Source organism: Pseudorhodoferax sp. Leaf274 (genome assembly GCF_001422445.1).
In the GTDB taxonomy this organism is placed as follows: domain Bacteria; phylum Pseudomonadota; class Gammaproteobacteria; order Burkholderiales; family Burkholderiaceae_C; genus Pseudorhodoferax.
The window spans coordinates 342,908-366,173 of the sequence record NZ_LMNA01000001.1; the positions used below are offsets into that span (position 1 = coordinate 342,908).

A 23,266-nucleotide genomic window follows, 5' to 3' on the forward strand; every position below is an offset into this window, starting at 1 on the left:
TCACAGGATCTCGAAGGCACGCCCGTCGGGCAGGCGGTAGCGGGAGAAGTCGCGCACGTCCACGGTCAGGATGGCGATCACACCGCTTTCATGCGCCAGCCAGTAGAGGGATGCGTCGGCGAGGTCCATCCGGGTGCGCGGCGTTTCGGTGTAGCGCTGCATCCAGCCCACCATGTCCAGCAACGCAGAGGCATCGAACGGGAACACCTGCGCGCCACCCAGGCCAAGCCACTTCAGCATCTCCAGCCGCTCGACATCACCCAGCATGTGGCTGGCCTCGACCACACACGGCCAGGTCGTGTACAGATTCAAAGGTCGACTCCTGTCCCCCAGCAACGTCCGGTAATGCAGATGGAAGGCATCACCGTCGTCGAACAGGGAGATCAGGGGGCCGGCATCCAGCAGCACAGGCGTCATGAAGCGGGTGGTTCCTGCTTTGCCTTGGCGGCGAGATAGGCCGCGTAGTCCTGCTGTTGGGCTGTGTGTTGCGCACGCAGCTTCGCGCGCAAGGGATCGCCGCCATGGGCAGGCGCTTCCTCCACTCCGACAGCCGCCTTGCGTGCAGCCTGCTCCACCCGGTAGGGCGCGAACTCTTCCTTGACCTGGTGCAGCAATGCCAAGGGATCGCGCCTCCCCAGCGCGCGCTCCACCGCGTCGATGATGAATTGCGACTTGGTGATGCCCTGGCGCTTGGCCGCCAACTCCAGCTCCTTCTCCATCAGGGGGTCCATGCGAACGGAAACGGCCATGATCAACTCCAGGAGAATACGGTATTACCGAATTACACCACGCTGGCGGTTGCTTTGCGGATCTGCTCCAGCACATCCTTGGCGCTGGCCGGGATCGGCGTGCCGGGGCCGTAGATGCCCTTCACGCCCGCCTCGTACAGCATCTCGTAGTCCTGCCGCGGGATCACGCCACCGACGAACACGATGATGTCGTCCGCACCCTGCTTCCTGAGCTCTTCGATGATGGCCGGCACGAGGGTCTTATGGCCGGCCGCCAGCGTGGAGACGCCCACCGCGTGCACGTCGTTCTCGATGGCCTGGCGCGCGCATTCCTCGGGCGTCTGGAACAGCGGCCCCATGTCCACGTCGAAACCCAGGTCGGCGAAGGCCGTGGCCACCACCTTGGCGCCGCGGTCGTGCCCGTCCTGGCCGAGCTTGGAGATCATCACGCGCGGGCGGCGGCCCTGCTCTTCGGCGAAGGTGTCGATCTCCTTCTTGAGCGCATCCCAGCCTTCGGCCGAGTCGTAGGCCGCAGCGTAGACGCCGGTCACCTTCTGCGTGTCGGCGCGGTGGCGGCCGAAGGACTTCTCCAGCGCGTCACTGATCTCGCCCACGGTGGCGCGCGCACGCACGGCGTCGATGGACAGCGCCAGCAGGTTGCCGGTGTTGCTCTCGGCGGCCGCCGTCAGCGCGTCCAGCGCAGCCTGCACCTGGGCGGCATCGCGCGTGGCGCGGATCTTCTCCAGCCGCGCGATCTGGCCGTCGCGCACCTTCATGTTGTCGATGGACAGGCTGTCGATGGCGTCTTCGGTCTTGAGCTTGTACTTGTTGACGCCGACGATCACGTCCTTGCCCGAGTCGATGCGCGCCTGCTTGTCGGCCGCTGCAGCCTCGATCTTGAGCTTGGCCCAGCCCGAATCCACGGCGCGCGTCATGCCGCCCATGGCCTCGACCTCCTCGATGATCTTCCAGGCGGCATCGGCCATGTCCTGCGTCAGCTTCTCCATCATGTAGCTGCCGGCCCAGGGGTCGATCACGCTCGTGATGTGGGTCTCTTCCTGGATGATGAGCTGCGTGTTGCGCGCGATGCGCGAGCTGAACTCGGTGGGCAGCGCGATGGCTTCGTCCAGCGCGTTGGTGTGCAGGCTCTGCGTGCCGCCGAACACCGCGGCCATGGCCTCGATGGTGGTGCGCACCACGTTGTTGTAGGGGTCCTGCTCCGTGAGGCTCCAACCCGAGGTCTGGCAGTGCGTGCGCAGCATCAGGCTCTTGGGGTTCTTGGGCTCGAAGCCGCTCATGATGCGGTGCCACAGCAGGCGTGCCGCGCGCATCTTGGCCACTTCCAGGTAGAAGTTCATGCCGATGGCCCAGAAGAAGCTCAGCCGGCCCGCGAAGTCGTCCACGTTCAGGCCCTTGGCCAGCGCGGTCTTCACGTACTCCTTGCCGTCGGCCAGCGTGAAGGCCAGCTCCAGCGCCTGGTTGGCGCCGGCTTCCTGCATGTGGTAACCCGAGATCGAGATCGAGTTGAACTTCGGCATGTTCTTGGCCGTGTACTCGATGATGTCGCCGATGATCCGCATGCTCGGCTCGGGCGGGAAGATGTAGGTGTTGCGGACCATGAACTCCTTGAGGATGTCGTTCTGGATGGTTCCGCTCAGCTTGTCCTGGCTCACGCCCTGCTCTTCCGCCGCCACCACGTAGCCCGCCAGCACCGGCAGCACGGCGCCGTTCATGGTCATGGACACGCTGACCTTGTCCAGCGGGATCTGGTCGAACAGGATCTTCATGTCCTCCACCGAATCGATCGCCACGCCGGCCTTGCCCACGTCGCCCGTCACGCGCGGGTGGTCGCTGTCGTAGCCGCGGTGCGTGGCCAGGTCGAAGGCCACGCTCACGCCCTGCCCGCCGGCGGCCAGCGCCTTGCGGTAGAAGGCGTTGGATTCCTCGGCGGTGGAGAAGCCCGCGTACTGGCGGATGGTCCAGGGCCGCACCGCGTACATGGTCGCCTGCGGGCCGCGGATGTACGGGGCGAAACCGGGCAAGGTGTCCGTGTATTGCAAGCCTTGCAGGTCGGCCGCGGTGTAGAGCGGCTTGACGGTGATGCCGTCCGGCGTGCGCCAGTTCAGCGCAGCCAGATCGCCGCCCGGCGCGGATTTGGCGGCCGCCTGTGCCCACTTTTGCAGATCGCCCGGATCCAGTGCCATGTTGCTTGTCCTCTTGTATTGCAGCTACACAATGTTCGCAAAATAGCGGTGTGTTCGCAACAGGTGAAAGTGCAAGCATTGCAAACCCCGCCTGCAATGGTGCAAACTTTGCAAACATGGCCAAAGCATTCATGGGTGTGCATCTGAAGACGCTGCGCGAGCAGCGCGGCCTCACGCAGGCCGCGCTGGCGCAGGCGCTCAAGGTGTCGTCGAGCTACCTGAACCAGATCGAGAACAACCAGCGGCCGCTGACCGTCAACGTGCTGCTGCGCCTGCAATCGGCCTTCGGCATCGACCTGCAGCTGTTCTCCGAGGATGCGCAGACGCGCCAGCTGGCCGAGCTGCGCGCCGTGCTGGCCGAAGGACCGGACGCCGGCAGCGTGCCGCAGGCCGAGGCGCAGATGCTGGCGCAGCAGCTGCCGGCCGTCTCCAAGGCCATCCTGGCCCTGCACAAGCGCGTGCGCTCGGCCGAGGAGCGGCTGGGGCTGATCGCCGAGAGCAGCGACGGCGACCGTTCCGCAGCCTCCACGCCGCTGCAGCCCTACGAGGAGGTGCGCGAATTCTTCTACGCGCGCCACCAGCACCAGGCGCTGCTGGACGAGCGCGCCGAGCAGGTCTACGCCCAGCTGCAGGACGGTTTTCCGCCGCCGCGCACGCCCAGCGCCGGCAACCTGTTCGCCGCGCTGGAGCAGCGGCTGCGCCGCCTGCACGGCATCGCGGTGCGCTGCGAGTCGGGCTCGTCGATGGCCGAGCAGCCGCTGCGCAGCTTCGACCCCGCCAGCCGCACGATCACGCTGGCCGCTGGCCTGAGCGCCGCGCAGCAGGCCTTCCAGCTGGGCGTGCAGCTCGCGTTCTTCGAGATGGGGCCGATGATCGACACCTTCATCCAGGCCAACGAGTTCAGCACCGGCGAGGCGCGCAGCCTGGCGCGCATCGGCTTTGCCAACCACTTCGCCGGCGCGCTGGTGCTGCCCAACCGCATCTTCCAGGAGAGCGCGGAGGAATTGCGCTACGACATCGACCTGCTCAGCGAGCGCTTCGGCGTCGGCTTCGAGACGGTGGGCCACCGGCTCTCCACCATGCGCCACCCGCACGCGCAGAGCATCCCGTTCTTCTTCGTGCGCGTGGACCGGGCGGGCAACATGTCCAAGCGCCAGTCCTCGGCCGATTTCCACTTCTCGCGCACGGGCGGCACCTGCCCGCTGTGGAACGTGTACGAGGCCTTCTCGCAGCCCGGCAAGGTGCTGACCCAGCTGGCGCGCATGCCCGACGGCCGCACCTACCTGTGGATCGCGCGCACCGTGGAGCACCGGCGCGGCGGCTACGGCACGCCGCACCGCATCTTCTCGGTGGCGCTGGGCTGCGACGTGCGCCACGCCAACCGGCTGGTCTACGGCGACGGCCTGGCCGCGGACGCGGCCGACCGCGCCGTGCCGATCGGCTCCGGCTGCAAGGTGTGCGACCGCGAGAACTGCGTGCAGCGCGCCTTCCCGGCCATGGGCCGGCCGCTCAGCATCGACCCGAACGCGCGGCGCTTCGCCCCCTACGCGCCGGCGGGCTGACAGCGGCGCATGGCCGCCGGGCGCGCTGCCCGGCGACAGCCTTCGCATGCGTTGCTGGCCGGACCGCGCCAGCTTTGCGCATGCACGGCCGGCCCCACTGCGGGCGCCAGCAGATTTGCTACAAACGGCGTCCCCCGCGAGCCCTGCGGTCACGGTGCACACCAGCCGTTGAGGCAAGATGTTGCCCGCACCCGGCCAGGGCCACGCGCGCCGACCTCGCCGCCAACGGAGCCATTGCATGCCGCCATCGCCCGCGCCGACACCCGCCGACGCCCCACCTCCCTTGCGGCAGATCCACCTGTGGACCGCCGTGGCGGCGCTGGCCTGGCTGGCGGCGACCCTGCTGGCGGGCCACCTGCTGTCCGGCCGCATCGTCGGCGCCCAGGTCGAGAACCTCGCCGACGGCGCCCGGCTGGACGCCTCGTCCACCGGACGGCTCATCGACCGCATGTTCGTGGAGCTCGGCAGCGTCTCCAACATGGCGGCGCACCAGGTCGACGTGATCGATGTCTCGCGCCGCTTCGTTGTCAACACACCCATCGCAACCGCGCAGACGGCGGCCGAACGGGCGGCCACGCTGTCGCAGGATCCGCTGGTGCGCAACGTGGGCAACTACCTGCGCCGGCTGATCCAGGACCTGGGCTACGACCAGATGTTCGTCGTCAACCGCTCGGGCACCGTGATCGCCAGCGGCGACTGGACCGAGCCCGGCGGCCTGCTGGGCGCCAGCTACGGCGACCGCGATTACTTCTACCAGGTGCTGCTCGAAGGCGTGGGGCGCCGTTTCGACCTGGGCAGCGACGGCCGGCATCCCGGCTTCTACGTGGCCAGCCGCGTGGATGCGAACGACGGCACCTTCGGCGCGGTGGTCGTGCGGCTGGACACCGCCACCATGAACGAGATGCTGGCCGGCCAGCGCGTCGCGGCCATCATCGACGGCGACGGCATGGTGCTGGCCTCATCGCGCGCCGACTTCGTCCTGCACCGCGTCGGCCCGCTGGCCGGTGACGCGGCCCCGGCGCCGGCCGCGCCCGACCCCGGCGCCCCCGCCGCCGGGCCCGCGCTGGCGGCCCTGGCGGTGCAGCGGCCGCCGGACCTGCTGCACGCCAACCACTGGCTGGTGCAGGGCACGCCCTACGTGGTCGAACGCGCCGACCTGTCCGAATCCGGCTACCAGTTGCTCACGCTGAGCGCCCTGGATGCGGTGGCGCCCATGCGCCAGCTGCACCGCATGGTCACCGGCATCCTGGCGGCGCTCGGCCTGCTGCTGATCCTGCTGGCGAGCCGCTCGCTGAGCCAGAAGGCACGGCACCGCCATGCCGCCCTGCAGACCGGGGCCGAGCACACCGCGTTCCTGCAGTCGGTGCTCGACGCCGTGCCCATGCCCATGTTCTACAAGGACGCGCAGGCGCGCTTCCTGGGCATCAACACGGCCTTCCGGCAGGCTTTCGGTGCCGACCCGCAGCAGCTCCTGGGCACGGACGCGCTGGCCCTCGGCGCCATGCCGGACGAACGGGCGCGCCAGCTGCTGCAGGAACAGCTGGCGCTGGTGCAAGGGCGCGGCACCTTCCAGCGCGAGGAGGCGTTGCGCTTCGCCGACGGCACCCTGCACCCCACGCTGTATTCGGCCAGCACCATTGCGCGGCCGGACGGCTCGGCCGCCGGCATGGTCGGGGTGGTCGTCGACATGATGGAGCAGAACAGGACCCGCGAGGCCTTGCAGAAGGCCAGCGCCCAGCTCAACGTGGCGCAGGATGCGGGCGGTATCGGCCTGTTCGACCTGGACCTCGTCACGGACGAGCACTACTGGAGCCCGCAGCTCGAACGCCTGTGGGGCCTGGAAGGATCGAACGAGCGCAGCTTCTGGGACTGGAACAAGCGGCTCATCAAGGAGGACCAGGAGCGCCACGCCAAAAGCTACTTCGACGCCTTGAAAGACCCCACCGCCTTCACCCACCGCGACGAGTGCCGCGTGCTGCTGCCCGATGGCAGCGTGCGCAGCCTGCAGAGCCTGAGCCGCATCGAGCGCGACGCCGAGGGCCGCGCCATCCGCATGACCGGCGCGCTGATGGACGTGACCGCCCTGGTGCGCGCGCGCGACGAAGCCGGCGCCGCCAGCCGCGCCAAGAGCGACTTCCTGGCCAACATGAGCCACGAGATCCGCACGCCGATGAACGCCATCATCGGCATGGCGCACCTGGCCCTGCGCACGGAACTCACGCCGCGCCAGCGCGACTACGTCGCCAAGATCCAGCAGGCGGGCCAGCACCTGCTGGGCATCCTCAACGACATCCTGGACTTCTCCAAGATCGAGGCCGGCAAGCTGGACGTGGAGTCCACGCCCTTCGAGCTGGACGGCATGATGGCCACCGTCTCCGGCGTGGTGGCCGAGAAGGCCACCGCCAAGAACCTCGAACTCGTGTTCGACGTCGCCGCCGATGTGCCGCAGCAACTCATCGGCGACCCGCTGCGCATCGGCCAGATCCTCATCAACTACGTCAACAACGCCGTCAAGTTCACCGAGCAGGGCGAGGTCGGCATCGTGGTGCGCGTCGACAGCCTGCACGGCGCGCAGGCCGACGGCTGCGGCGGCCCCACGGCCGTGCTGCGCTTCGAGGTGCGCGACACCGGCATCGGCCTGTCGGACGAACAGATGGGCCGCCTGTTCCGCAGCTTCGAGCAGGCCGACACCTCCACCACCCGGCGCTACGGCGGCACCGGCCTGGGCCTGGCGATCAGCAAGCAGTTGGCCACGCTGATGGGCGGCGAGGTCGGCGTGCGCAGCGAACCGGGCCAGGGCTCGGTGTTCTGGTTCACGGCGCGGCTGGGCCTGGGCGAGCGCCGCGCCGCCGCAGCCCTGCCGCTGGTCGACCTGCGCGGGCAGCGCGCACTCGTGGTGGACGACAACGAACACGCCGCCGCCGTGCTCGGCGAGATGCTCGAACACATGTCGCTGAAGGTGAGCATCGTGCACTCGGGCGCCGACGCCGTGGCCGCGGCGCGCGAGGCCGCAGACACCGGCCAGCCCTTCGACTTCGCCATGCTCGACTGGCGCATGCCCGGCATGGATGGCCTGCAGACCGCTGCGGCGATCCGCGCGCTGCAGCTGCCGCGCCAGCCCGAGTTCATGATCGTGACGGCCTACGGACGCGAGGAAGTCGTCCAGGGCGCCCAGCACGCCGGCATCGCCCACCTGGTGCTCAAGCCCGTCAGCGCATCGGAGCTGCTGGACACCATGATGCGCGCCAGCCACGGCACCGCCATCGCGGCGCCGGGCCCGGCCGTGGTGGGCCGCAGCGGCGCGCTCGACGCGCTGCGTGGGCTGCGCGGCGCGCGCATCCTGCTGGTCGAGGACAACGACCTCAACCAGCAGGTGGCCGGCGAACTGCTGCGCGATGCGGGCTTCGTCGTCGACATCGCCGACAACGGCCAGCTTGCCATCGACATGGTGCAGGCGCAGGCCGCGCGCACGCCGCCCTACGACCTGGTGCTGATGGACATGCAGATGCCGGTCATGGACGGCGTGACCGCGACGCGCCTGCTGCGCGGGGACCCACGCCACGACGGCATGCCGGTGCTGGCCATGACCGCCAATGCCATGCAGGCCGACCGCGACCGCTGCCTGCAGGCCGGCATGCAGGACTTCATCGCCAAGCCCATCGAGCCCGATGCGATGTGGCTGGCGCTGGCGCGCTGGCTGCGGCCACGCGCCGGCCTGGGCAGCGGCGCCAGCGAGGCCGCCCCGGCACAGGCCCACATGTCGGCGCCAGCGCCGCAGTCAGGGCCGCAGTCAGGGCCGCAGTCCGTGCCAGCGCCCGGGCCGGCCGGCCTGCCCGTGGTGGCGGGGCTGGATGTGGCCGCAGGCCTGCGCCGCGTGCTGGGCAAGCAGGCGCTGTACCGCAGCCTGCTGGAGAAGTTCGCGGCCGGCCAGGCCCAGGCACCCGCGGCGATCGGCCAGGCGCTGCACGACGGCGACCCGGCAACGGCCGAGCGCCTGGCCCACACGCTCAAGGGCGTGGCCGGCAACATCGGTGCGCACGACCTGCAGCAGCACGCCGGTGCGCTGGAACAGGCGCTGCGCGAACGGCAGCCCCGCCCCGCCGTCGACGCCCTGCTGGCCGGCATGACCGCCAGCCTGCATGCGCTGCTCAATGCGCTGGGGCCGCACCTCGCGCCCGCGCCTGCACCGGTGGCGCACCTGGAGGCCGCCGCGCCAGCCACGGCCGTGGCCGATGCCGCGCTGCTGCAGCGCCTGGCGCAGTTGCTGGCACAGGACGATGCCGAGGCGGCCGAACTCCTGGCCGAGCACCACGTGGCCCTGGGCGCGGCGCTCGGGCCGCACCATGCAGCGCTGGCCCGGGCCGTGGCCGCCTACGACTTCGAGGCCGCGCTCGCCGCGCTGCGACAGGCCACGGCCCAGGCCAGCGCATGACGGCGCGCGCGCCCCGTCAGGGCGCGGCCGGCTCCCGCGGCCCCTTGTTCACGTAGCTGGCGTTGCCCAGGCCCGTGCCGATGGTCAGCACGGCCCAGCGCTTCACGTCGCGCATGAAGGGCAGCTCCGACAGGCCCTGCACCACGGCATCGTTGTGCATCAGCACCTGCGTCGCGTCGTGGCCGATCACGGGCAGCTTCTCGCGCAGCGCGGTCGGCAGGTGGAAGGTGTCGGCCGCCCAGTTGCCGGGCAGGTTCTGTGCGCCGCGCGCGATGCTGCCGTCCTCGCGGATCAGGCCCGGGCAGGCGATGCCCACGAACGGCGCGAGCCGGATCCCGTGCCGGCTGGCCCAGGCGATCATGTCGGCCAGCATGGCCACCAGCCCGTCGACCAGCGCAGTGCGGCTGGGCTCGTCGTCGGCATGGCGCCACTTGGCGCGGCGCACGACCTTGGCGCGCGACAGGTCGGCCGCCTTGTCGCGCCGGAACTTCACGATGCCGCAGCGCACGTTGGTGCCGCCGATGTCCAGCGCCAGCAGCGCATCGGCATGCTCGGCGAAGTGCGGCGGCGCCAGGTGCACCCAGCCGATCAGGCCGCCATCGTCGGGCTCGTGGCGCAGCCGCGCCAGCTCCACAGGAATCTCGGCCACATGGCACAGCGCGGCGGCCTGCAGGATGGCCAGCTCGCCGACCTCGCTCTCGGGAAAGCCGCCACCGATCACGATGCGCTGCACACCGCTCCAGGCCTTCTGGCGCATGAAGCGTTCGATCACATCGGTCAGCTCGACGGCGAACTCCTCAATGGCGCCGCGCACCAGGTCACCGGCTTCCGACGCCGCCTTGCCGCGCAACGCGCGGTCCAGCACCTTCTTGCTGAGCTGGGCCGAAGGCAGGTCGCCCAGCGGATCGGCGCGCCCCTTGTCGCGGCAGCGCTTGCGCCAGACGTCGAGCAACTGGCGGAATGCCGTCTGGCTCGCGCGGTCGCCGACGAAGCCGTCCTCGTCCGACACCTCCAGGTTGTAGCCCGCGATGTCGAGTGCGGCCAGTGCCGACGTGCCGTGGTGCGCACCGACCACACTGGGCATGTGGCGCTTCTTGCGCTTGGCCGGCGGCTTGGGCTTGTTCTTGGCCGTCTCCTTGGCGCGCGCTGCTTTCTTGCTCATCGTTGCAGGTCCTTGGGTTGGCGCCTTGCGGGTGCGGCGCGCGCCGATCTTGCAATACCGCGCCTGCGCCGTCGGCCGGCAGGCACGCGCCATGCACATGGCCGCGCCGCGCATTCCTGCGTAGGACGGCGGCCCATGACGCGCGCAGGGTCCGTCACTACACTGGGCCCGATGCCCACCATGCGCCACATCCTCACCACCGCCTGGCTCGCGCTGGTGCTGGCCTGCGCGGGCAACGCCGCATCCGCGGCCGACGAAGGCACGTTGCGCGTCGGCTCCAAGCGCTTCACGGAGTCCTACATCCTGGCCGAGATCCTGGCCCAGGCAGCCGCACCGCAACTGCGCAGCGCGCCCACCGTGCGCCAGGGCCTGGGCAACACGGCCATCGTCTACGAGGCCCTGCGCTCGGGGGCCATCGACCTGTACGCCGAGTACACCGGCACCATCTCGGCCGAGATCCTGCGCAGCCCCGCGCCCCTCACGCGCGAGGCCATGCAGGCCGCACTGGCACCGCTGGGCCTGGGCGTGGCGATCCCGCTCGGCTTCAACGACGGCTACGCCTTCGCCATGCGGGCCAGCGAGGCCGAGCGCCTGGGCATCCGCAGCCTGAGCGACCTGGCGCAGCACCCCACGTTGAAGTTCGGCCTGTCCAACGAATTCATCGGCCGTGCCGACGGCTGGCGCGGCGTGGCCAGGCACTACAGCCTGCCGCAGGCGCCCACGGGCCTGGACCATGGCCTGGCCTACGACGCGGTGACGGCCGGGCAGGTGGACGTGATCGACATCTACACCACCGACGCCAAGATCGACCACCTGGGCCTGCGCGTGCTGGAAGACGACCGCGCCTACTTCCCGCGCTACGACGCGGTGGTGCTGTACCGGCTGGACGTGCCGCAGCGCCTGCCCCAGGCCTGGGCCGCGCTGCAACGGCTCGAGGGCCGCATCGACGAGCGCGCCATGATCGCCATGAACGCGCGGGCCGAGTTGCAAGGCCAGCCGTTCGACCGCATCGCGCGCGACTTCCTGGCCGGCGGCGCCGTGGCTGCGGACCACCGGAACGGCTTCGTCGACCGGCTGCTGGGCGCCGACCTGCCACGCCTGGCGCGCCAGCACCTGGCGCTCGTGGCGATCTCGGTCGGCCTGGCCACACTGCTCGGCGTGCCGGTCGCGATCTGGGTGTTTCCGCACGTGCGGCTGCGCGCGCTGGTGCTGGGCGCGGCCGGGCTGCTGCAGACCGTGCCTTCGCTCGCACTGCTGGCCGTGCTGATCTCGGCCATCGGCGCCATCGGCACCCTGCCCGCGCTGATCGCGCTGACGCTGTACGCGCTGCTGCCCATCATGCGCAACGCCGTGACGGGCCTGGCCGACGTGTCGGCCGGCCTGAAGCAGGCCGGCACGGCCCTGGGCATGACGGGAGGCCAGAACCTGCGGCTGGTGCAGCTGCCGCTGGCCCTGCCGACGCTGATCGCCGGCGTGCGCACGGCGACCACGATCGCCATCGGCACTGCCACCATCGCGGCCTTCATCGGCGCAGGCGGCTTCGGCGAGCGCATCGTGACGGGCCTGGCGCTCAACGACAAGGCCTTGCTGCTCGCCGGCGCCGTGCCGGCCGCCGCGCTGGCATTGGCCAGCGAAGCGGTGTTCGAGCTGCTGGAATACGCGCTGCGCCGCAGGCGGCGCTGACCTTCTCGCGTGTGACCGCGCAGGCGCCGCAGTGCGCGCCTGCGGGTCGCGTCCCCAAAACAAAAAGGCCCGGTCCTTGCGGACCGGGCCCTGGCGATGGCGCGCAGGCGCCACGGGCGCCTGCCGTGGCTCAGGCCAGCGTGTAGGCCGTCTTCACCGTCGTGAAGAACTCCTGCGCGTACTTGCCCTGCTCGCGCGGGCCGTAGCTGCTGCCCTTGCGGCCGCCGAACGGCACGTGGTAGTCCACGCCCGCGGTCGGCAGGTTCACCATGACCATGCCGGCCTGGCTGTGGCGCTTGAAGTGCGTGGCGTATTTCAGGCTCGTGGTCGCGATGCCGGCCGACAGGCCGAACTCGGTGTCGTTGGCCGTGGCCAATGCTTCCTCGTAGTCCTTCACGCGGATCACGCTGGCGACCGGGCCGAAGATCTCTTCCTTGTTGATGCGCATGGTCTTGGCGCTCTCGCTGAACAGCGCGGGGCTCATGTAGAAGCCGTCCGTGTCCAGCTTCAGGCGTTCGCCGCCTGCCGCCAGGGTGGCGCCCTCGCCCTTGCCGATCTGGATGTATTCCAGATCCTGGTCGAGCTGGCTCTGGCTGGAGACGGGACCGATGTCGGTGCCCTGCGCCAGCGCGTCGCCCACCTTGATCTTGGCCATGCGGGCTTGCATCGCCTCGATGAACTTGGGGTAGATGCCTTGCGTGACGATGAGGCGGCTGGAGGCCGTGCAGCGCTGGCCCGTGGAGTAGAACGCGCTCTGCACGCTGAGCTCGACGGCCTGGTTCAGGTCGGCGTCGTCCAGCACGATCTGCGGGTTCTTGCCGCCCATCTCCAGCTGCACCTTCTTGCCGCTCTTGACGCATTCCAGCGCGATGTTGCGGCCCACGCCGGTCGAACCCGTGAAGCTGATGGCATGGATGCCGGCATGGCCGACCAGCGCATTGCCGATCACGCTGCCGCGGCCCATGACCAGGTTGAACACGCCCGCCGGGATGCCCGAGCGGCTGATGATCTCGGCCAGCGCCCAGGCGCTGCCGGGCACCAGGTCGGCAGGCTTCAAGACCACGCAGTTGCCGAAGGCCAGGGCCGGGGCGATCTTCCAGGCCGGGATGGCGATCGGGAAGTTCCACGGCGTGATGAGGCCGACCACGCCCACGGGCTCGCGCGTGATCTCCACGCCGATGCCGGGGCGCACGGAGGGCAGCGTCTCGCCCGACAGGCGCAGGCATTCGCCGGCGAAGAACTTGAAGATCTGGCCGGCGCGGGCGGCTTCGCCCATGCCTTCTGCCTTGGTCTTGCCCTCTTCGCGGGCCAGCAGCGTGCCCAGCTCTTCCTTGCGGGCCAGGATCTCGGTGCCGATCTTGTCCAGCGCGTCGCTGCGCGCCTGCACCGAGCCCGTGGCCCAGGCCGGGAACGCGGCGGTGGCGGCCGCCACGGCGGCATCGACCTGCGCCGCATCGCCCTGCGTGTACTGGCCCAGCACGTCGGCCAGGTTGCTCGGGTTCAGGTTGGGGCTGTAGCTCTTGCCCGCGACCCATTCGCCGTTGATCAGGTTGTCATGGTTCTGCATCGATATCTACTCCGGTTCAGCGCACCATGCATGGGCGCTTGTTGTCGAACTTCCAGTTCGGGATGAGGTACTGCATGGCCACGCCGTCGTCGCGCGAGCCCAGGCCGTGCTGCAAATACAGCTGGTGCGCCTTCTCGACCTCGGCCATGTCCAGCTCCACGCCCAGGCCCGGCTTCTTGGGCACCTGCACGTAGCCGCCTTCGATCCTGAACGGNGTACAGCTGGTGCGCCTTCTCGACCTCGGCCATGTCCAGCTCCACGCCCAGGCCCGGCTTCTTGGGCACCTGCACGTAGCCGCCTTCGATCCTGAACGGCTCTTTCGTGAGGCGTTGGCCGTCCTGCCAGATCCAGTGCGTGTCGATGGCCGTGACCTTGCCCGGTGCGGCCGCACCGACGTGCGTGAACATGGCCAGCGAGACGTCGAAGTGGTTGTTGCTGTGCGAGCCCCAGGTCAGGCCGAAGGCCTGGCACAGCTGGGCCACGCGCACSGAGCCGGCCATGGTCCAGAAGTGCGGGTCGGCCAGCGGGATGTCGACCGACTGCAGCGACAGGCTGTGCGCCATCTCGCGCCAGTCGGTGGCGACCATGTTGGTGGCGGTGGGCAACCCGGTGGCGCGGCGGAACTCGGCCATGACTTCGCGGCCGCTGAACACGCCTTCTGCGCCACAGGGGTCTTCGGCATAGGCGACGACGCCGCGCATGCGCTGGCCCAGGCGGATGGCGTCTTTCAGCAGCCAGCCGCCGTTGGGGTCGAGCGTGACGCGGGCTTCGGGGAAGCGCTCGTGCAGGGCGGTGACGGCGTCGACCTCTTCGTCGCCACGCAGCACGCCGCCCTTGAGCTTGAAGTCCTGGAAGCCATAGCGTTCCTGGGCGGCCTCGGCCAGGCGCACGATGGCTTCGGGCGTCATGGCCTTCTCATGGCGCAGGCGGAACCAGGCGTTGTCGGCCTCCGGTTCGCGGCGGTAGGCGAGATCCGTCTTGTCGCGGTCACCGACATAGAACAGATAGCCCAGCATCTGCACGGCATCGCGCTGCTGGCCTTCGCCGAGCAGGGCGGCGACGGGCACTTCCAGGTGCTGGCCCAAGAGGTCGAGCAGGGCGGATTCGGCAGCCGTGACGGCGTGGATGGCCACGCGCAGGTCGAAGGTCTGCAGGCCGCGGCCGCCGCTGTCGCGCTCGGCGAACTGCGTGCGCATGGCGTTCAGGATCGCCTGGTAGTTGCCGATGGGCTGGCCGACGATGAGCGCGCGGGCGTCTTCCAGCGTCTGGCGGATCTTCTCGCCGCCGGGCACCTCGCCCACGCCGGTGTGGCCGGCGTTGTCGGTCAGGATCAGCAGGTTGCGCGTGAAGTACGGGCCGTGGGCGCCCGACAGGTTCATGAGCATGTCGTCGTGGCCCGCCACGGGCACGACACGCAGGTCTTTGACGATGGGGCTGGCCACGGGCTCAGTCCGCCGAAATCTTGCGGGTGTCGATCAGCGTCTTCCAGCGCGTCCATTCCTTGGCCTGGAAGGCCGTGAACTCGGCCGGCGTGCTGGCCACGATCTCCAGGCCCTGCTCCAGCATGCGCTGCTTGACGGCCGGGTCGTTCATGGCGGCGACGGCGGCCTTGGCCAGCTTGTCCTTCACCGCGGCGGGCAGGCCCTTGGGGGCCGCCAGGCCCTGCCACGAGTAGACCTCGGCGCCCTTGACGCCGGCCTCGGCCAGCGTGGGCACGTCGGGCAGCACGGGCGAGCGCTTGTCGCCCGTCACCGCGATGGCGTGCAGCTTGCCGGCCTTGATGTGCGGCAGCACCGCGTTGACGTTCTGGAACGAGAAGTCCACCTGGCCGCCCAGCAGGTCGTTGATGGCCGGCGCACCGCCCTTGTAGGGCACGTGCAGGCCTTCGGTGCCGCTCTGCTGCCAGAACACCTCGGCCGACAAATGGTCGGACGAGCCGTTGCCCGAACTCGCGAAGCTGACCTTGCCGGGGTTGGCCTTGAGCAGCGCGATGACCTCGGCCAGCGTGCGCTCCTTCTGCTTGGGGCTGGCGACCAGCACGTTCGGCGCCTGCACGGGCACGCTGATGTAGTCGAAATCCTTGGTGGCGTCGTAGGGCACGCTCTTGACCAGGTGCGGCGTGACGACGAAGGCGCCCAGCGAGGACACCAGCAGCGTGTAGCCGTCCGGCGCGGCGCGCTTGACGAAGCCCGCGCCGATGGTGCCCGTGGCGCCCGGCTTGTTGTCGACGATGAAGCTCTGGCCCAGGGCGGTGCCCATCTGCAGCGCCATGGCGCGCGCCACCATGTCGGTGGAGCCGCCGGCCGGGAAGGGCACGACGATGGTCACGGGCTTGTCGGGCCAGGTGGTCTGGGCACCGGCCACGAGGGACAGCGTGCAGGCCACGGCGGCGAGCATCTTTTTCATTGGTTTCTCCTGAAGGACGGGGATGGGGGCACGGCCTGCGCAAGCGCAAACGCGCAAAAGTTATCGTTAACAATCTTTGTGTTAACGATAGCCAAACTTCGCGGACACGCATCTAGGTGATTACCCTGAAGACCGACGGGCCGTCGCCGGATCGGTCATCCGGGCGACACCGTGCTATCGGTAACGCTGCCGGCGCAGGGCGCCGATCAGGTGCTGGCGCGCTCGACGATGGAGAAGCCGATGTCGACCACGGCGGCGTCCAGCGCCTGGCCTTCGACCCGCGCCACCACCATCTCGGCCGCCAGCCGGCCGATGCGCGTGCCGTCGATGCGCACCGTGGTCAGCGGCGGCGCGGCATCGGCCGCGAAGCTCTGGTCGCCCATGCCGACGATGGCCAGTTGCCCCGGCACCGCGATGCCGCGTTCGCGCGCCTCGACGGCCGCGCCCAGCGCCAGCATGTCGGAGCTGCAGAACACCGCCGTGACACCGGGCGCGCGCGCCAGCAGCTCGGCCAGCCCGGCGCGGCCGGCGCCCATGGTGCTGGGCGCTTTCGTGAAGGCCGTCAGCGAGGTCTGCAGGCCCAGCGCCTGGGCGCGCCCGGTGAAGGCCGTCACGCGCGTGAGCGCGCGCGGGTCGCCGGCGCTGACCATGGCCACATGGCGGTGGCCGCGCGCGTGCAGGTAGTCGACCACCGCCGCGCCGATGGCCGGATGCGAGAAGCCGACCAGCATGTCGATCGGCGTGGCCGTCAGTTCCCATGTCTCGACGACCGGGATGCCGCTGGCGCGCAGCACGCGCCGCCCTTCTTCGGAACGCACCACGCCCGTGACGACGACGCCATCGGGCCGGCGCTGCACGATGGCGCGCAGCAACTCGTCCTCGCGCGCGGCGTCGTAGCCGCTCTGGCCGATCATGAGCTGGTAGCCGCGCTCGTGCAGCGCCAGGTCGAGCGCCTCCACCATCTCCTGGAACACCGGCCCCACCATGGTCGGCAGCAGCGCAGCCACGAGCCGCGCGCGCGAGCGGCGCAGGCCGCTGGCCATGGCGTTGGGCACGAAGTTCGTGCGCCGCACGGCCTCGCGCACGCGCTCCAGCGTGTCGGGCGAGACCTTCTGCGGCGTGTTGAGCGCGCGCGAGACGGTCATGGCGGAGACGCCGGCGATGCGGGCGACATCCTGGATCGTGAAGGGCTTGGCGCCTGGGTTCACAGCTCTTGGGTGGGCGTGGAAAGGCAGGCATTGTGACCAACTCCGGCACGCTGCGAGAATCCGCGCCCCCATGCCGCAGATCGTCGTCGAACAGCTCGCCAAGACCTACCGCATCGCCGAGCGCGCCCCGGGCCTGGCCGGCGCGCTGCGGGGCCTGTGGCAGCGCCGCCACCGCACGGTCCAGGCGCTGGCCGGCGTGTCGTTCCAGCTCGAACGCGGCGAACTGCTGGGCTTCATCGGCCCCAACGGCGCGGGCAAGTCCACCACGGTCAAGATCCTGGCTGGCATCCTGCGGCCCGACGGTGGCCGCGTGACGGTGGACGGGCGCGACCCGTTCGCCGACCGGCAGCGGCACGTGGGCCGCATCGGCGTGGTGTTCGGCCAGCGCACCCAGCTCTGGTGGGACCTGCCGGTGGGCGAAGGCTTCGACCTCCTGCGCGACATCTACCGCGTGGACCCGCGCCGCTACCGTGCCACGCGCGACGAGCTGGTGGTCAGCCTGCAGCTCGAGCGCGTGCTGGACCAGCCCGTGCGCCAGCTCTCGCTGGGCCAGCGCATGCGCGCCGAGATCGCCGCCGCGCTGCTGCACGAACCCGACCTGCTGTTCCTGGACGAGCCCACCATCGGCCTGGACGCGCCCTCCAAGCTGGCCGTGCGCGACTTCGTGCGCCGCGCCAACCGCGAGCGCGGCACCACGGTGCTGCTGACCACGCACGACATGCACGACATCGAGGCCCTGGCCGAGCGTGTGATCGTGATCGGCCACGGCCGCGTGCTGGCCGACAGCCCCGTGGCCGCGCTGCGCGCCCAGGTGCTGGCCGAGCGCCGGCTGCTGGTGGACTTCGCCGAGGCGCCGCCTGCGGCCTTGGACCAGGCCGGCGTGCGCGAGATCGCGCGCGAAGGCCGCACGCTGGTGCTGGGCTTCGACCCGGCGCAGGTGGCCGCGCCGGCGCTGATCGCGCGCATCGCGGCCGCGCACGCGGTCGAGGACATCCGGCTCGAAGGGCTGGCGATCGAAGAGGTCATCACGCGCTTCTATGCGCTGCACGGCGCGGCGGAAGGCTGACCATGCCCCCACGCTCATCGCTTCGCGTATCGCTGCCCCCCGAGGGGGCGGGTCAGCGCCTTCGGGCGGCCGGGCGGCGCTGACATGCCCGCCTACCGCGCCATCTTCGTCTCGCGCTTCCTGCAGGTGCTGCAGTACCGCACGGCGGCGCTCGCGGGCTTCGGCACGCAGTGCTGGTGGGGTGGCATCAAGGTCATGGTGCTGGCAGCCTTCTTCGGCCAGGCTGGCAGCGCCGCGCCGGCCATGACGCTGGCCCAGGCCATCACCTACACCTGGGTGGCGCAGGGCCTGCTGGCATTGCTGCCCTGGAGCGGCGACCCCGAGGTGGCGCTGGCCGTGCGCACAGGCGCCGTGGCCTACGACCGGCTGCGCCCCGTGGACGCCTACGCGCTGTGGTTCGCACGCAGCGCCGGCTGGATCGCCGCGCGCGTGCTGCCGCGCGTGGCGCTGATGGCGGCCTTCGCGGCCGTGCTGCTGCCGCTGGCAGGCTTCGGCGCCTGGGCCTGGCAGCCGCCGGCGGGCGTCGCCGCCGCTGTGGCCTTCGCGGTGTCGGCGCTGCTGGCGCTGGTGCTGTCCACGGCCCTGGTGATGCTGCTCAACATCGCGGCCGCCGCAGCACTGGATGCGCGTGGCATCAACGCCTTCGCGGTCCCGCTGGTGATCCTGCTGTCGGGCAACCTGCTGCCGCTGGCGTTGCTGCCCGACGGCTGGCAGCGGGCGCTGCTGCTGCAGCCGCTGGCCGGGCTGACCGACATCCCGATGCGGCTGTACATGGCGCAGGCCACGGGCGCGCAGGCGGCGGGCCTGCTCGCACTGCAGGCGTTCTGGGCCGTGGTGCTGGTCGCGCTGGGGCGCGCGCTCATGGCGCGCACCATGCGCAAGCTCGAGATCCAGGGCGGCTGAGCGCATGGGCCCCACGCGCACCGCCTGGCACATGGCTGCCCGCCAAGGGGGCGCCTCGGCGCCCGCGGGCGCCCGGGCGGCGCCGGCATGACGCACATCCGCCTGTTCTTGCGCCTGGTGGCCGCCTCGCTGCGCGGCCAGCTGCGCTACCCGGCCTCGGCCCTGCTGCTGACGCTGTCGCAGTTCCTCGTCACGGGCATCGAGGTGGTGGCGATCTGGGCACTGTTCGACCGCTTCGGCAGCGTGCAGGGCTGGCGCATCGGCGAGGTGGCGCTGTTCTACGCGCTCGTGCACACCATGTTCGCGCTGGCCGATGCGTTGGGCCGCGGCTTCGACATCCTGGGCACGGAGTTCCTGCGCACCGGCAGCTTCGACCGGCTGCTGCTGCGCCCGCGCCCGCTCGCGCTGCAGCTCATGGCACACGAGGTGCGGCTCTCGCGCTTCGGCCGGCTGCTGCAGGCGCTGGCCGTGCTGGCGTTCGCCTCGGTGGCCGCGCCCATCGCCTGGACGCCGGCCACCGTGGCGCTGGCGCTGTTCTGCGTGGCCGGTGGCGTGGCGTTGTTCCTGGGCATCCTGGTGCTGCAGGGCACGCTGGCCTTCTGGACCGTGGAGAGCCTGGAGATCGCCAACGTGTTCACCTACGGTGGCGTGGAGGCCGGCCAGTACCCGATGGCCGTGTACGCGCGCTGGTTCCGCCGCCTGCTGACCTTCGTCGTACCGCTGGCCTGCGTGGCCTACTACCCGGGCCTGGCCATCCTGGGCCGCGCCGATCCGCTGGGCGCGCCCGGCTGGCTGGGCTGGATCTCGCCGCTGGCCGGCTTCGCGTTCCTCGCGCTGTCGTTCGCGGCCTGGCGCGTGGGCGTGCGGCACTACGCGTCCACGGGCAGCTGAAGGCCTACGTCCACCACGGATTTACGGCCACTGCCTACAGTGCTGCCGCATGCAAACAGCCCCCACCTCCGTCTGGCTCGACTCCCCCGACCGCTACGGCCGCATCAGCCGCTGGCTGCACTGGGGCATGGCGCTGCTGTTCGCCTGGCAGTTCGTCGGCATGGGCCTGCGGCTGGCGCTGGGGCGCACGCCGCTGGTGTCGTTCTTCGTGGGCTCGCATTCCAGCGTGGGCCTGCTGCTGATGGTGCTGGTGCTGCTGCGCGGCGCCTGGGGCCTGGCCAACGCGCGCCGGCGCCCGCCGCATGGCACGGGCTGGCTGGGCCGCGCGGCGGCCGCCGGCCACGGGGCGCTGTACCTGCTGATGGCGGTGGTGCCACTGCTGGCGCTGGTGCGCGCGTACGGCTCGGGCCGCGCCTTCACCTGGTTCAACACGCTGCCGCTGTGGGGCGCCAGCGCCCGCAACGAAGCGCTGATGGCGCCGGCCAACGCGGCGCACGGGCTGCTGGCCTGGACGCTGCTGGCGCTCGTGGCCGGGCATGTGGGCATGGTGCTGCTGCACCGCTGGTGGTGGCGCGACGGGGTGGCGCAGCGCATGGTGGGGCGCACACGCTAGCCTTCACACCCAGCCGTTTCGCTGCGCGTCGGCCCAGGTGAGGTCCAGGCAGCGGCGGATCAGGACCAGCATCTCGTCGATCTGCGCGCGCGTCATCACCAGCGGCGGCGCGACGATCATGCGGTCGCCCACTGCCCGCATGACGAGCCCGTTGCCGAAGCAGTGGCCACGGCAGACCATGCCCAGCTCCAGCGCTTCGGGAAAGGGCGTGCCGCTGGCCTTGTCCTGGACCAGCAGCACCGCGCCCATGAGGCCGCAGGTCTGCACCTCGCCCACGAGCGGGTGGTCCTTGAGCGCATCGAAACCCGCGGCCAGGTAGGGGCCGGTGTCATCGCGCACGCGCTCGACCAGGCGCTCCCGCCGGATCAGCCCGATGTTGGCCAGCGCCACCGCGCAGGCCACCGGATGGCCGGAGTAGGTGTAGCCGTGGTTGAACTCGCCGCCGCGCTCGATCAGCACCTTGGCCACGCGCTCGCCCACCATCACGCCGCCCAGCGGGATGTAGCCGGAGCTGACGCCCTTGGCGAATGTCATGAGGTCGGGCCGGGTGCCGAAGCGCTCGCAGCCGAACCAATGGCCGGTGCGGCCGAAACCGCAGATGACCTCGTCGGACACCAGCAAGATGCCGTACTTCTCGCAGATGCGCTGGATCTCGGGCCAGTAGGTGTCCGGGGGCACGATCACGCCGCCGGCGCCCTGCACGGGCTCGCCGATGAAGGCGGCCACCTTGTCGGCACCGACCTCGAGGATCTTGTCCTCCAGCCAGCCGGCGGCCACCAGGCCGAATTCGTCGCGCGACATGCTGCGGCCGAGCTCGTACCAATACGGCTGCTCCTTGTGGACGATGCCGGGGATCGGCAGCCCGCCCTGGGCATGCATGCCGCCCATGCCGCTGAGCGAGGCGCCGGCCATGGTGGAGCCGTGGTAGGCATTCTTGCGGCTGATGATGACCTGGCGCCCGGGCTGGCCCAGCAGGTCCCAGTAGCGGCGCACCATGCGCACCACGGTGTCGTTGCCTTCCGAGCCCGAGCTCGTGAAGAACACATGCTGGAACTGCGGCGGCGTGACCTCGGCCAGCAGTTCGGCCAGCGCGATGGCCGGTGGCGTGGCGGTCTGGAAGAAGGCGTTGTAGAAGGGCAGCTCCTGCAGCTGGCGCGTGGCCGCGTCGACCAGTTCCTGCCGGCCGTAGCCGACGTTCACGCACCACAGGCCCGACATGGCGTCCAGGATCCTGTGGCCCTCGCTGTCGTGCAGGTAGATGCCCGAGGCCGCGGTGATGATGCGCGAGCCCTTGCGGGCCAGGCTCTGGAAATCGGTGAAAGGGTGCAGGAAGTGGGCGGCATCGGCGCGCTGCCATTCCTGGGTGCTGCGTTCGCTGGTGGATGTGTGCATGGGGCTCCGTGCAATGCGGTGGTCAGGGGTGCGGAAACGGCCGGTCAAACGTGCAGCAGCAGGTGCTCACGCTCCCAGGGCGAGATGACCTTCATGAACTCCTCGTACTCGATCTCCTTGACCTCGGTGTAGACGGTCACGAACTCCTTGCCCAGCACGTCGTGCAGGTCGACCTTGGCCTTGAGCAGCTCCAGCGCCTCGCCCAGGCTGCGCGGCAGGCTGTACTCGCCCAGGTAGGCGTCGCCCTTGCACTCGGGCTTGGGCTCGATGCGGTTCTTCATGCCCAGATAGCCGCAGGCCAGCGTGGCCGCGAGCGCCACGTAGGGGTTGGCATCGGCGCCGATCACGCGGTTCTCGATGCGCCGCGCGGCCGGCTCGGCCACGGGCGCGCGGATGCCCACGGTGCGGTTGTCCGTGCCCCACTGGATGTTGATCGGCGCGGCCGTCGAGCGCGCCAGGCGCCGGTACGAATTCACGTAGGGCGCGAACAGCGCCATGGCCGCCGGGATGTAGCGCTGCAGCCCGCCGATGTACCAGCGGAAGGCGTCCGAAGCGCTGCCGTCCGGGTTGCTGAAGATGTTGCGGCCGTCCCGGTCGAGCACGCTCTGGTGCACATGCATGGCGCTGCCCGGCTCGTGGGCCATGGGCTTGGCCATGAAGGTGGCGTACATCTCGTGGCGCAGCGCGGCCTCGCGGATGGTGCGCTTGAAGAAGAACACCTCGTCGGCCAGGCCCAGCGGGTGGTCGTGGAAGAAGTTGATCTCCATCTGGCCGGCGCCGACCTCGTGGATCAGCGTGTCGACGTTGAGCTCCATCTTCTCGCAGTAGGCGTAGATGTCCTCGAACAAGGGATCGAACTCGTTGACCGCGTCGATGGAGTAGGCCTGGCGCGAGGTCTCGGCACGGCCGCTGCGGCCACGCGGCGGACGCAGCGGCTGGTTGGGGTCGACATTGCGCTCGACCAGGTAGAACTCCAGCTCGGGCGCGACCACCGGATTCCAGCCTTCGGCCGTGAACAGGTTGCACACGCGGCGCAGCACCGAGCGCGGCGCGTAGGGGATGAGGTTGCCGTTGCGGTCGAAGCAGTCGTGGATGACCTGCGCGGTCGGGTCGCTCGCCCAGGGCACGATGCGCACGGTGGCCGGGTCCGGGCGCAGGTGCATGTCGCGGTCGGTCGGCGTGATGACGTCGTAGTAGGGGCCCTGCTCGGGAAACTCGCCCGTCACGCCGATGGCGACGATGGCCTCGGGCAGCCGCATGCCGCGGTCCTCGGTGAACTTCTCGCGCGGCAGGATCTTGCCGCGCGCCACGCCCGTGAGGTCGGGCACCAGGCACTCGATCTCGGTGACGCGGCGCTCGTTGAGCCACTGCTCCAGATCGCTGAACGTGAAATTGTCTCGGACGACCATGCTTGCCTTTCCTCTTGCCTGTGTTGCGGTACCGGGGGAC

16 protein-coding genes and 2 pseudogenes are annotated in these 23,266 nt (G+C 70.3%); 7 read left to right on the forward strand and 11 right to left on the reverse strand.

Annotated features, from left to right (window positions below):
* From ASF44_RS01520 to scpA, 3 genes are read right to left on the reverse strand one after another with little or no spacing between them, the layout of a single operon-like run.
* Positions 1 to 417: a type II toxin-antitoxin system VapC family toxin gene (locus ASF44_RS01520; protein ID WP_156374315.1), complete on the reverse strand. Its 417-nt coding sequence runs from the start codon at positions 415 to 417 to the stop codon at positions 1 to 3.
* A complete protein-coding gene (locus ASF44_RS01525; protein ID WP_156374316.1) occupies positions 414 to 749 on the reverse strand; it encodes a hypothetical protein in 336 nt (111 codons plus the stop codon). The genes ASF44_RS01520 and ASF44_RS01525 overlap by 4 nt, the downstream gene beginning before the upstream one ends.
* 32 nt (positions 750 to 781) lie before the next feature.
* On the reverse strand, positions 782 to 2,932 hold the full coding sequence (gene scpA / locus ASF44_RS01530; protein WP_056897406.1) for a methylmalonyl-CoA mutase: 2,151 nt from the start codon (positions 2,930 to 2,932) through the stop codon (positions 782 to 784).
* Between the two features lie 116 nt (positions 2,933 to 3,048).
* Between scpA and ASF44_RS01535 the strand changes: the two genes are divergently transcribed.
* Together ASF44_RS01535 and ASF44_RS01540 are read left to right on the forward strand one after the other, a co-directional pair.
* Positions 3,049 to 4,494 (forward strand): short-chain fatty acyl-CoA regulator family protein, encoded by a 1,446-nt coding sequence (locus ASF44_RS01535; RefSeq protein ID WP_200930540.1) that lies wholly within the window; start codon positions 3,049 to 3,051, stop codon positions 4,492 to 4,494.
* A 238-nt stretch (positions 4,495 to 4,732) separates the two neighbouring features.
* Positions 4,733 to 8,926, forward strand: coding sequence for a PAS domain-containing hybrid sensor histidine kinase/response regulator (locus tag ASF44_RS01540; RefSeq protein WP_162243773.1), 4,194 nt, complete (start codon positions 4,733 to 4,735; stop codon positions 8,924 to 8,926).
* Positions 8,927 to 8,942: 16 nt separating this feature from the next.
* Here the strand turns inward: ASF44_RS01540 and ASF44_RS01545 are convergent, their stop codons facing one another.
* A complete protein-coding gene (locus ASF44_RS01545) occupies positions 8,943 to 10,088 on the reverse strand; it encodes an ROK family protein (RefSeq protein WP_156374317.1) in 1,146 nt (381 codons plus the stop codon).
* A gap of 180 nt (positions 10,089 to 10,268) precedes the next feature.
* Here ASF44_RS01545 and ASF44_RS01550 point away from each other — a divergent pair, with 180 nt between their 5' ends.
* The gene (locus ASF44_RS01550; RefSeq protein ID WP_200930541.1) at positions 10,269 to 11,771 is read left to right on the forward strand and encodes a glycine betaine ABC transporter substrate-binding protein; all 1,503 of its coding nucleotides are present in this window, start codon (positions 10,269 to 10,271) and stop codon (positions 11,769 to 11,771) included.
* A 130-nt stretch (positions 11,772 to 11,901) separates the two neighbouring features.
* On the opposite strand, the gene ASF44_RS01555 is transcribed toward ASF44_RS01550, so the two are convergent.
* The 5 genes and pseudogenes from ASF44_RS01555 to ASF44_RS01570 form a co-directional block, all read right to left on the reverse strand.
* On the reverse strand, positions 11,902 to 13,338 hold the full coding sequence (locus ASF44_RS01555; RefSeq protein WP_056897408.1) for an aldehyde dehydrogenase family protein: 1,437 nt from the start codon (positions 13,336 to 13,338) through the stop codon (positions 11,902 to 11,904).
* A gap of 16 nt (positions 13,339 to 13,354) precedes the next feature.
* Positions 13,355 to 13,552, reverse strand: a pseudogene (gene gudD, locus ASF44_RS32700) (glucarate dehydratase); the annotation flags it as partial.
* A gap of 1 nt (position 13,553) precedes the next feature.
* A pseudogene (locus ASF44_RS01560) lies at positions 13,554 to 14,780 on the reverse strand (enolase C-terminal domain-like protein); the annotation flags it as partial.
* A 4-nt stretch (positions 14,781 to 14,784) separates the two neighbouring features.
* Positions 14,785 to 15,744, reverse strand: coding sequence for a tripartite tricarboxylate transporter substrate binding protein (locus tag ASF44_RS01565; RefSeq protein WP_056897409.1), 960 nt, complete (start codon positions 15,742 to 15,744; stop codon positions 14,785 to 14,787).
* A 206-nt stretch (positions 15,745 to 15,950) separates the two neighbouring features.
* Complete coding sequence (locus ASF44_RS01570) at positions 15,951 to 16,952, reverse strand: LacI family DNA-binding transcriptional regulator (RefSeq protein WP_235579095.1); 1,002 nt, start codon at positions 16,950 to 16,952, stop codon at positions 15,951 to 15,953.
* 70 nt (positions 16,953 to 17,022) lie between these two features.
* Here ASF44_RS01570 and ASF44_RS01575 point away from each other — a divergent pair, with 70 nt between their 5' ends.
* The 4 genes from ASF44_RS01575 to ASF44_RS01590 all read left to right on the forward strand — a co-directional run bounded on the left by ASF44_RS01575 (position 17,023) and on the right by ASF44_RS01590 (position 20,425).
* Positions 17,023 to 18,018, forward strand: a complete 996-nt coding sequence (locus ASF44_RS01575) for an ATP-binding cassette domain-containing protein (RefSeq protein ID WP_056897410.1) — start codon at positions 17,023 to 17,025, stop codon at positions 18,016 to 18,018.
* An 84-nt stretch (positions 18,019 to 18,102) separates the two neighbouring features.
* Entirely contained in the window at positions 18,103 to 18,921 is an 819-nt protein-coding gene (locus tag ASF44_RS01580; RefSeq protein WP_056897411.1) for an ABC-2 family transporter protein, read from the forward strand.
* Between the two features lie 87 nt (positions 18,922 to 19,008).
* Positions 19,009 to 19,812, forward strand: a complete 804-nt coding sequence (locus ASF44_RS01585) for an ABC transporter permease (protein ID WP_056897412.1) — start codon at positions 19,009 to 19,011, stop codon at positions 19,810 to 19,812.
* Positions 19,813 to 19,861: 49 nt separating this feature from the next.
* Positions 19,862 to 20,425 carry a cytochrome b gene (locus ASF44_RS01590; protein ID WP_056897413.1) on the forward strand — a complete coding sequence of 188 codons (564 nt, stop codon included), beginning with the start codon at positions 19,862 to 19,864 and terminating at the stop codon, positions 20,423 to 20,425.
* A gap of 3 nt (positions 20,426 to 20,428) precedes the next feature.
* Here ASF44_RS01590 and ASF44_RS01595 read toward each other — a convergent pair whose 3' ends face one another.
* A complete protein-coding gene (locus tag ASF44_RS01595) occupies positions 20,429 to 21,817 on the reverse strand; it encodes an aspartate aminotransferase family protein (protein ID WP_056897414.1) in 1,389 nt (462 codons plus the stop codon).
* A 44-nt stretch (positions 21,818 to 21,861) separates the two neighbouring features.
* Positions 21,862 to 23,226, reverse strand: a complete 1,365-nt coding sequence (locus tag ASF44_RS01600; protein ID WP_056897415.1) for a glutamine synthetase family protein — start codon at positions 23,224 to 23,226, stop codon at positions 21,862 to 21,864.
* Between the last annotated feature and the right edge of the window lie 40 nt (positions 23,227 to 23,266).

Coding starts and splice junctions, on each gene's coding strand:
- scpA (WP_056897406.1), bottom strand. CDS start 2,932: ATGGCACTGGATCCGGGCGATCTGCAAAAGTGGGCACAGGCGGCCGCC.
- ASF44_RS01575 (WP_056897410.1), top strand. CDS start 17,023: ATGCCGCAGATCGTCGTCGAACAGCTCGCCAAGACCTACCGCATCGCC.
- ASF44_RS01550 (WP_200930541.1), top strand. CDS start 10,269: ATGCGCCACATCCTCACCACCGCCTGGCTCGCGCTGGTGCTGGCCTGC.
- ASF44_RS01585 (WP_056897412.1), top strand. CDS start 19,009: ATGACGCACATCCGCCTGTTCTTGCGCCTGGTGGCCGCCTCGCTGCGC.
- ASF44_RS01565 (WP_056897409.1), bottom strand. CDS start 15,744: ATGAAAAAGATGCTCGCCGCCGTGGCCTGCACGCTGTCCCTCGTGGCC.
- ASF44_RS01520 (WP_156374315.1), bottom strand. CDS start 417: ATGACGCCTGTGCTGCTGGATGCCGGCCCCCTGATCTCCCTGTTCGAC.
- ASF44_RS01580 (WP_056897411.1), top strand. CDS start 18,103: ATGCCCGCCTACCGCGCCATCTTCGTCTCGCGCTTCCTGCAGGTGCTG.
- ASF44_RS01525 (WP_156374316.1), bottom strand. CDS start 749: ATGGCCGTTTCCGTTCGCATGGACCCCCTGATGGAGAAGGAGCTGGAG.
- ASF44_RS01600 (WP_056897415.1), bottom strand. CDS start 23,226: ATGGTCGTCCGAGACAATTTCACGTTCAGCGATCTGGAGCAGTGGCTC.
- ASF44_RS01590 (WP_056897413.1), top strand. CDS start 19,862: ATGCAAACAGCCCCCACCTCCGTCTGGCTCGACTCCCCCGACCGCTAC.
- ASF44_RS01540 (WP_162243773.1), top strand. CDS start 4,733: ATGCCGCCATCGCCCGCGCCGACACCCGCCGACGCCCCACCTCCCTTG.
- ASF44_RS01545 (WP_156374317.1), bottom strand. CDS start 10,088: ATGAGCAAGAAAGCAGCGCGCGCCAAGGAGACGGCCAAGAACAAGCCC.
- ASF44_RS01535 (WP_200930540.1), top strand. CDS start 3,049: ATGGCCAAAGCATTCATGGGTGTGCATCTGAAGACGCTGCGCGAGCAG.
- ASF44_RS01555 (WP_056897408.1), bottom strand. CDS start 13,338: ATGCAGAACCATGACAACCTGATCAACGGCGAATGGGTCGCGGGCAAG.
- ASF44_RS01595 (WP_056897414.1), bottom strand. CDS start 21,817: ATGCACACATCCACCAGCGAACGCAGCACCCAGGAATGGCAGCGCGCC.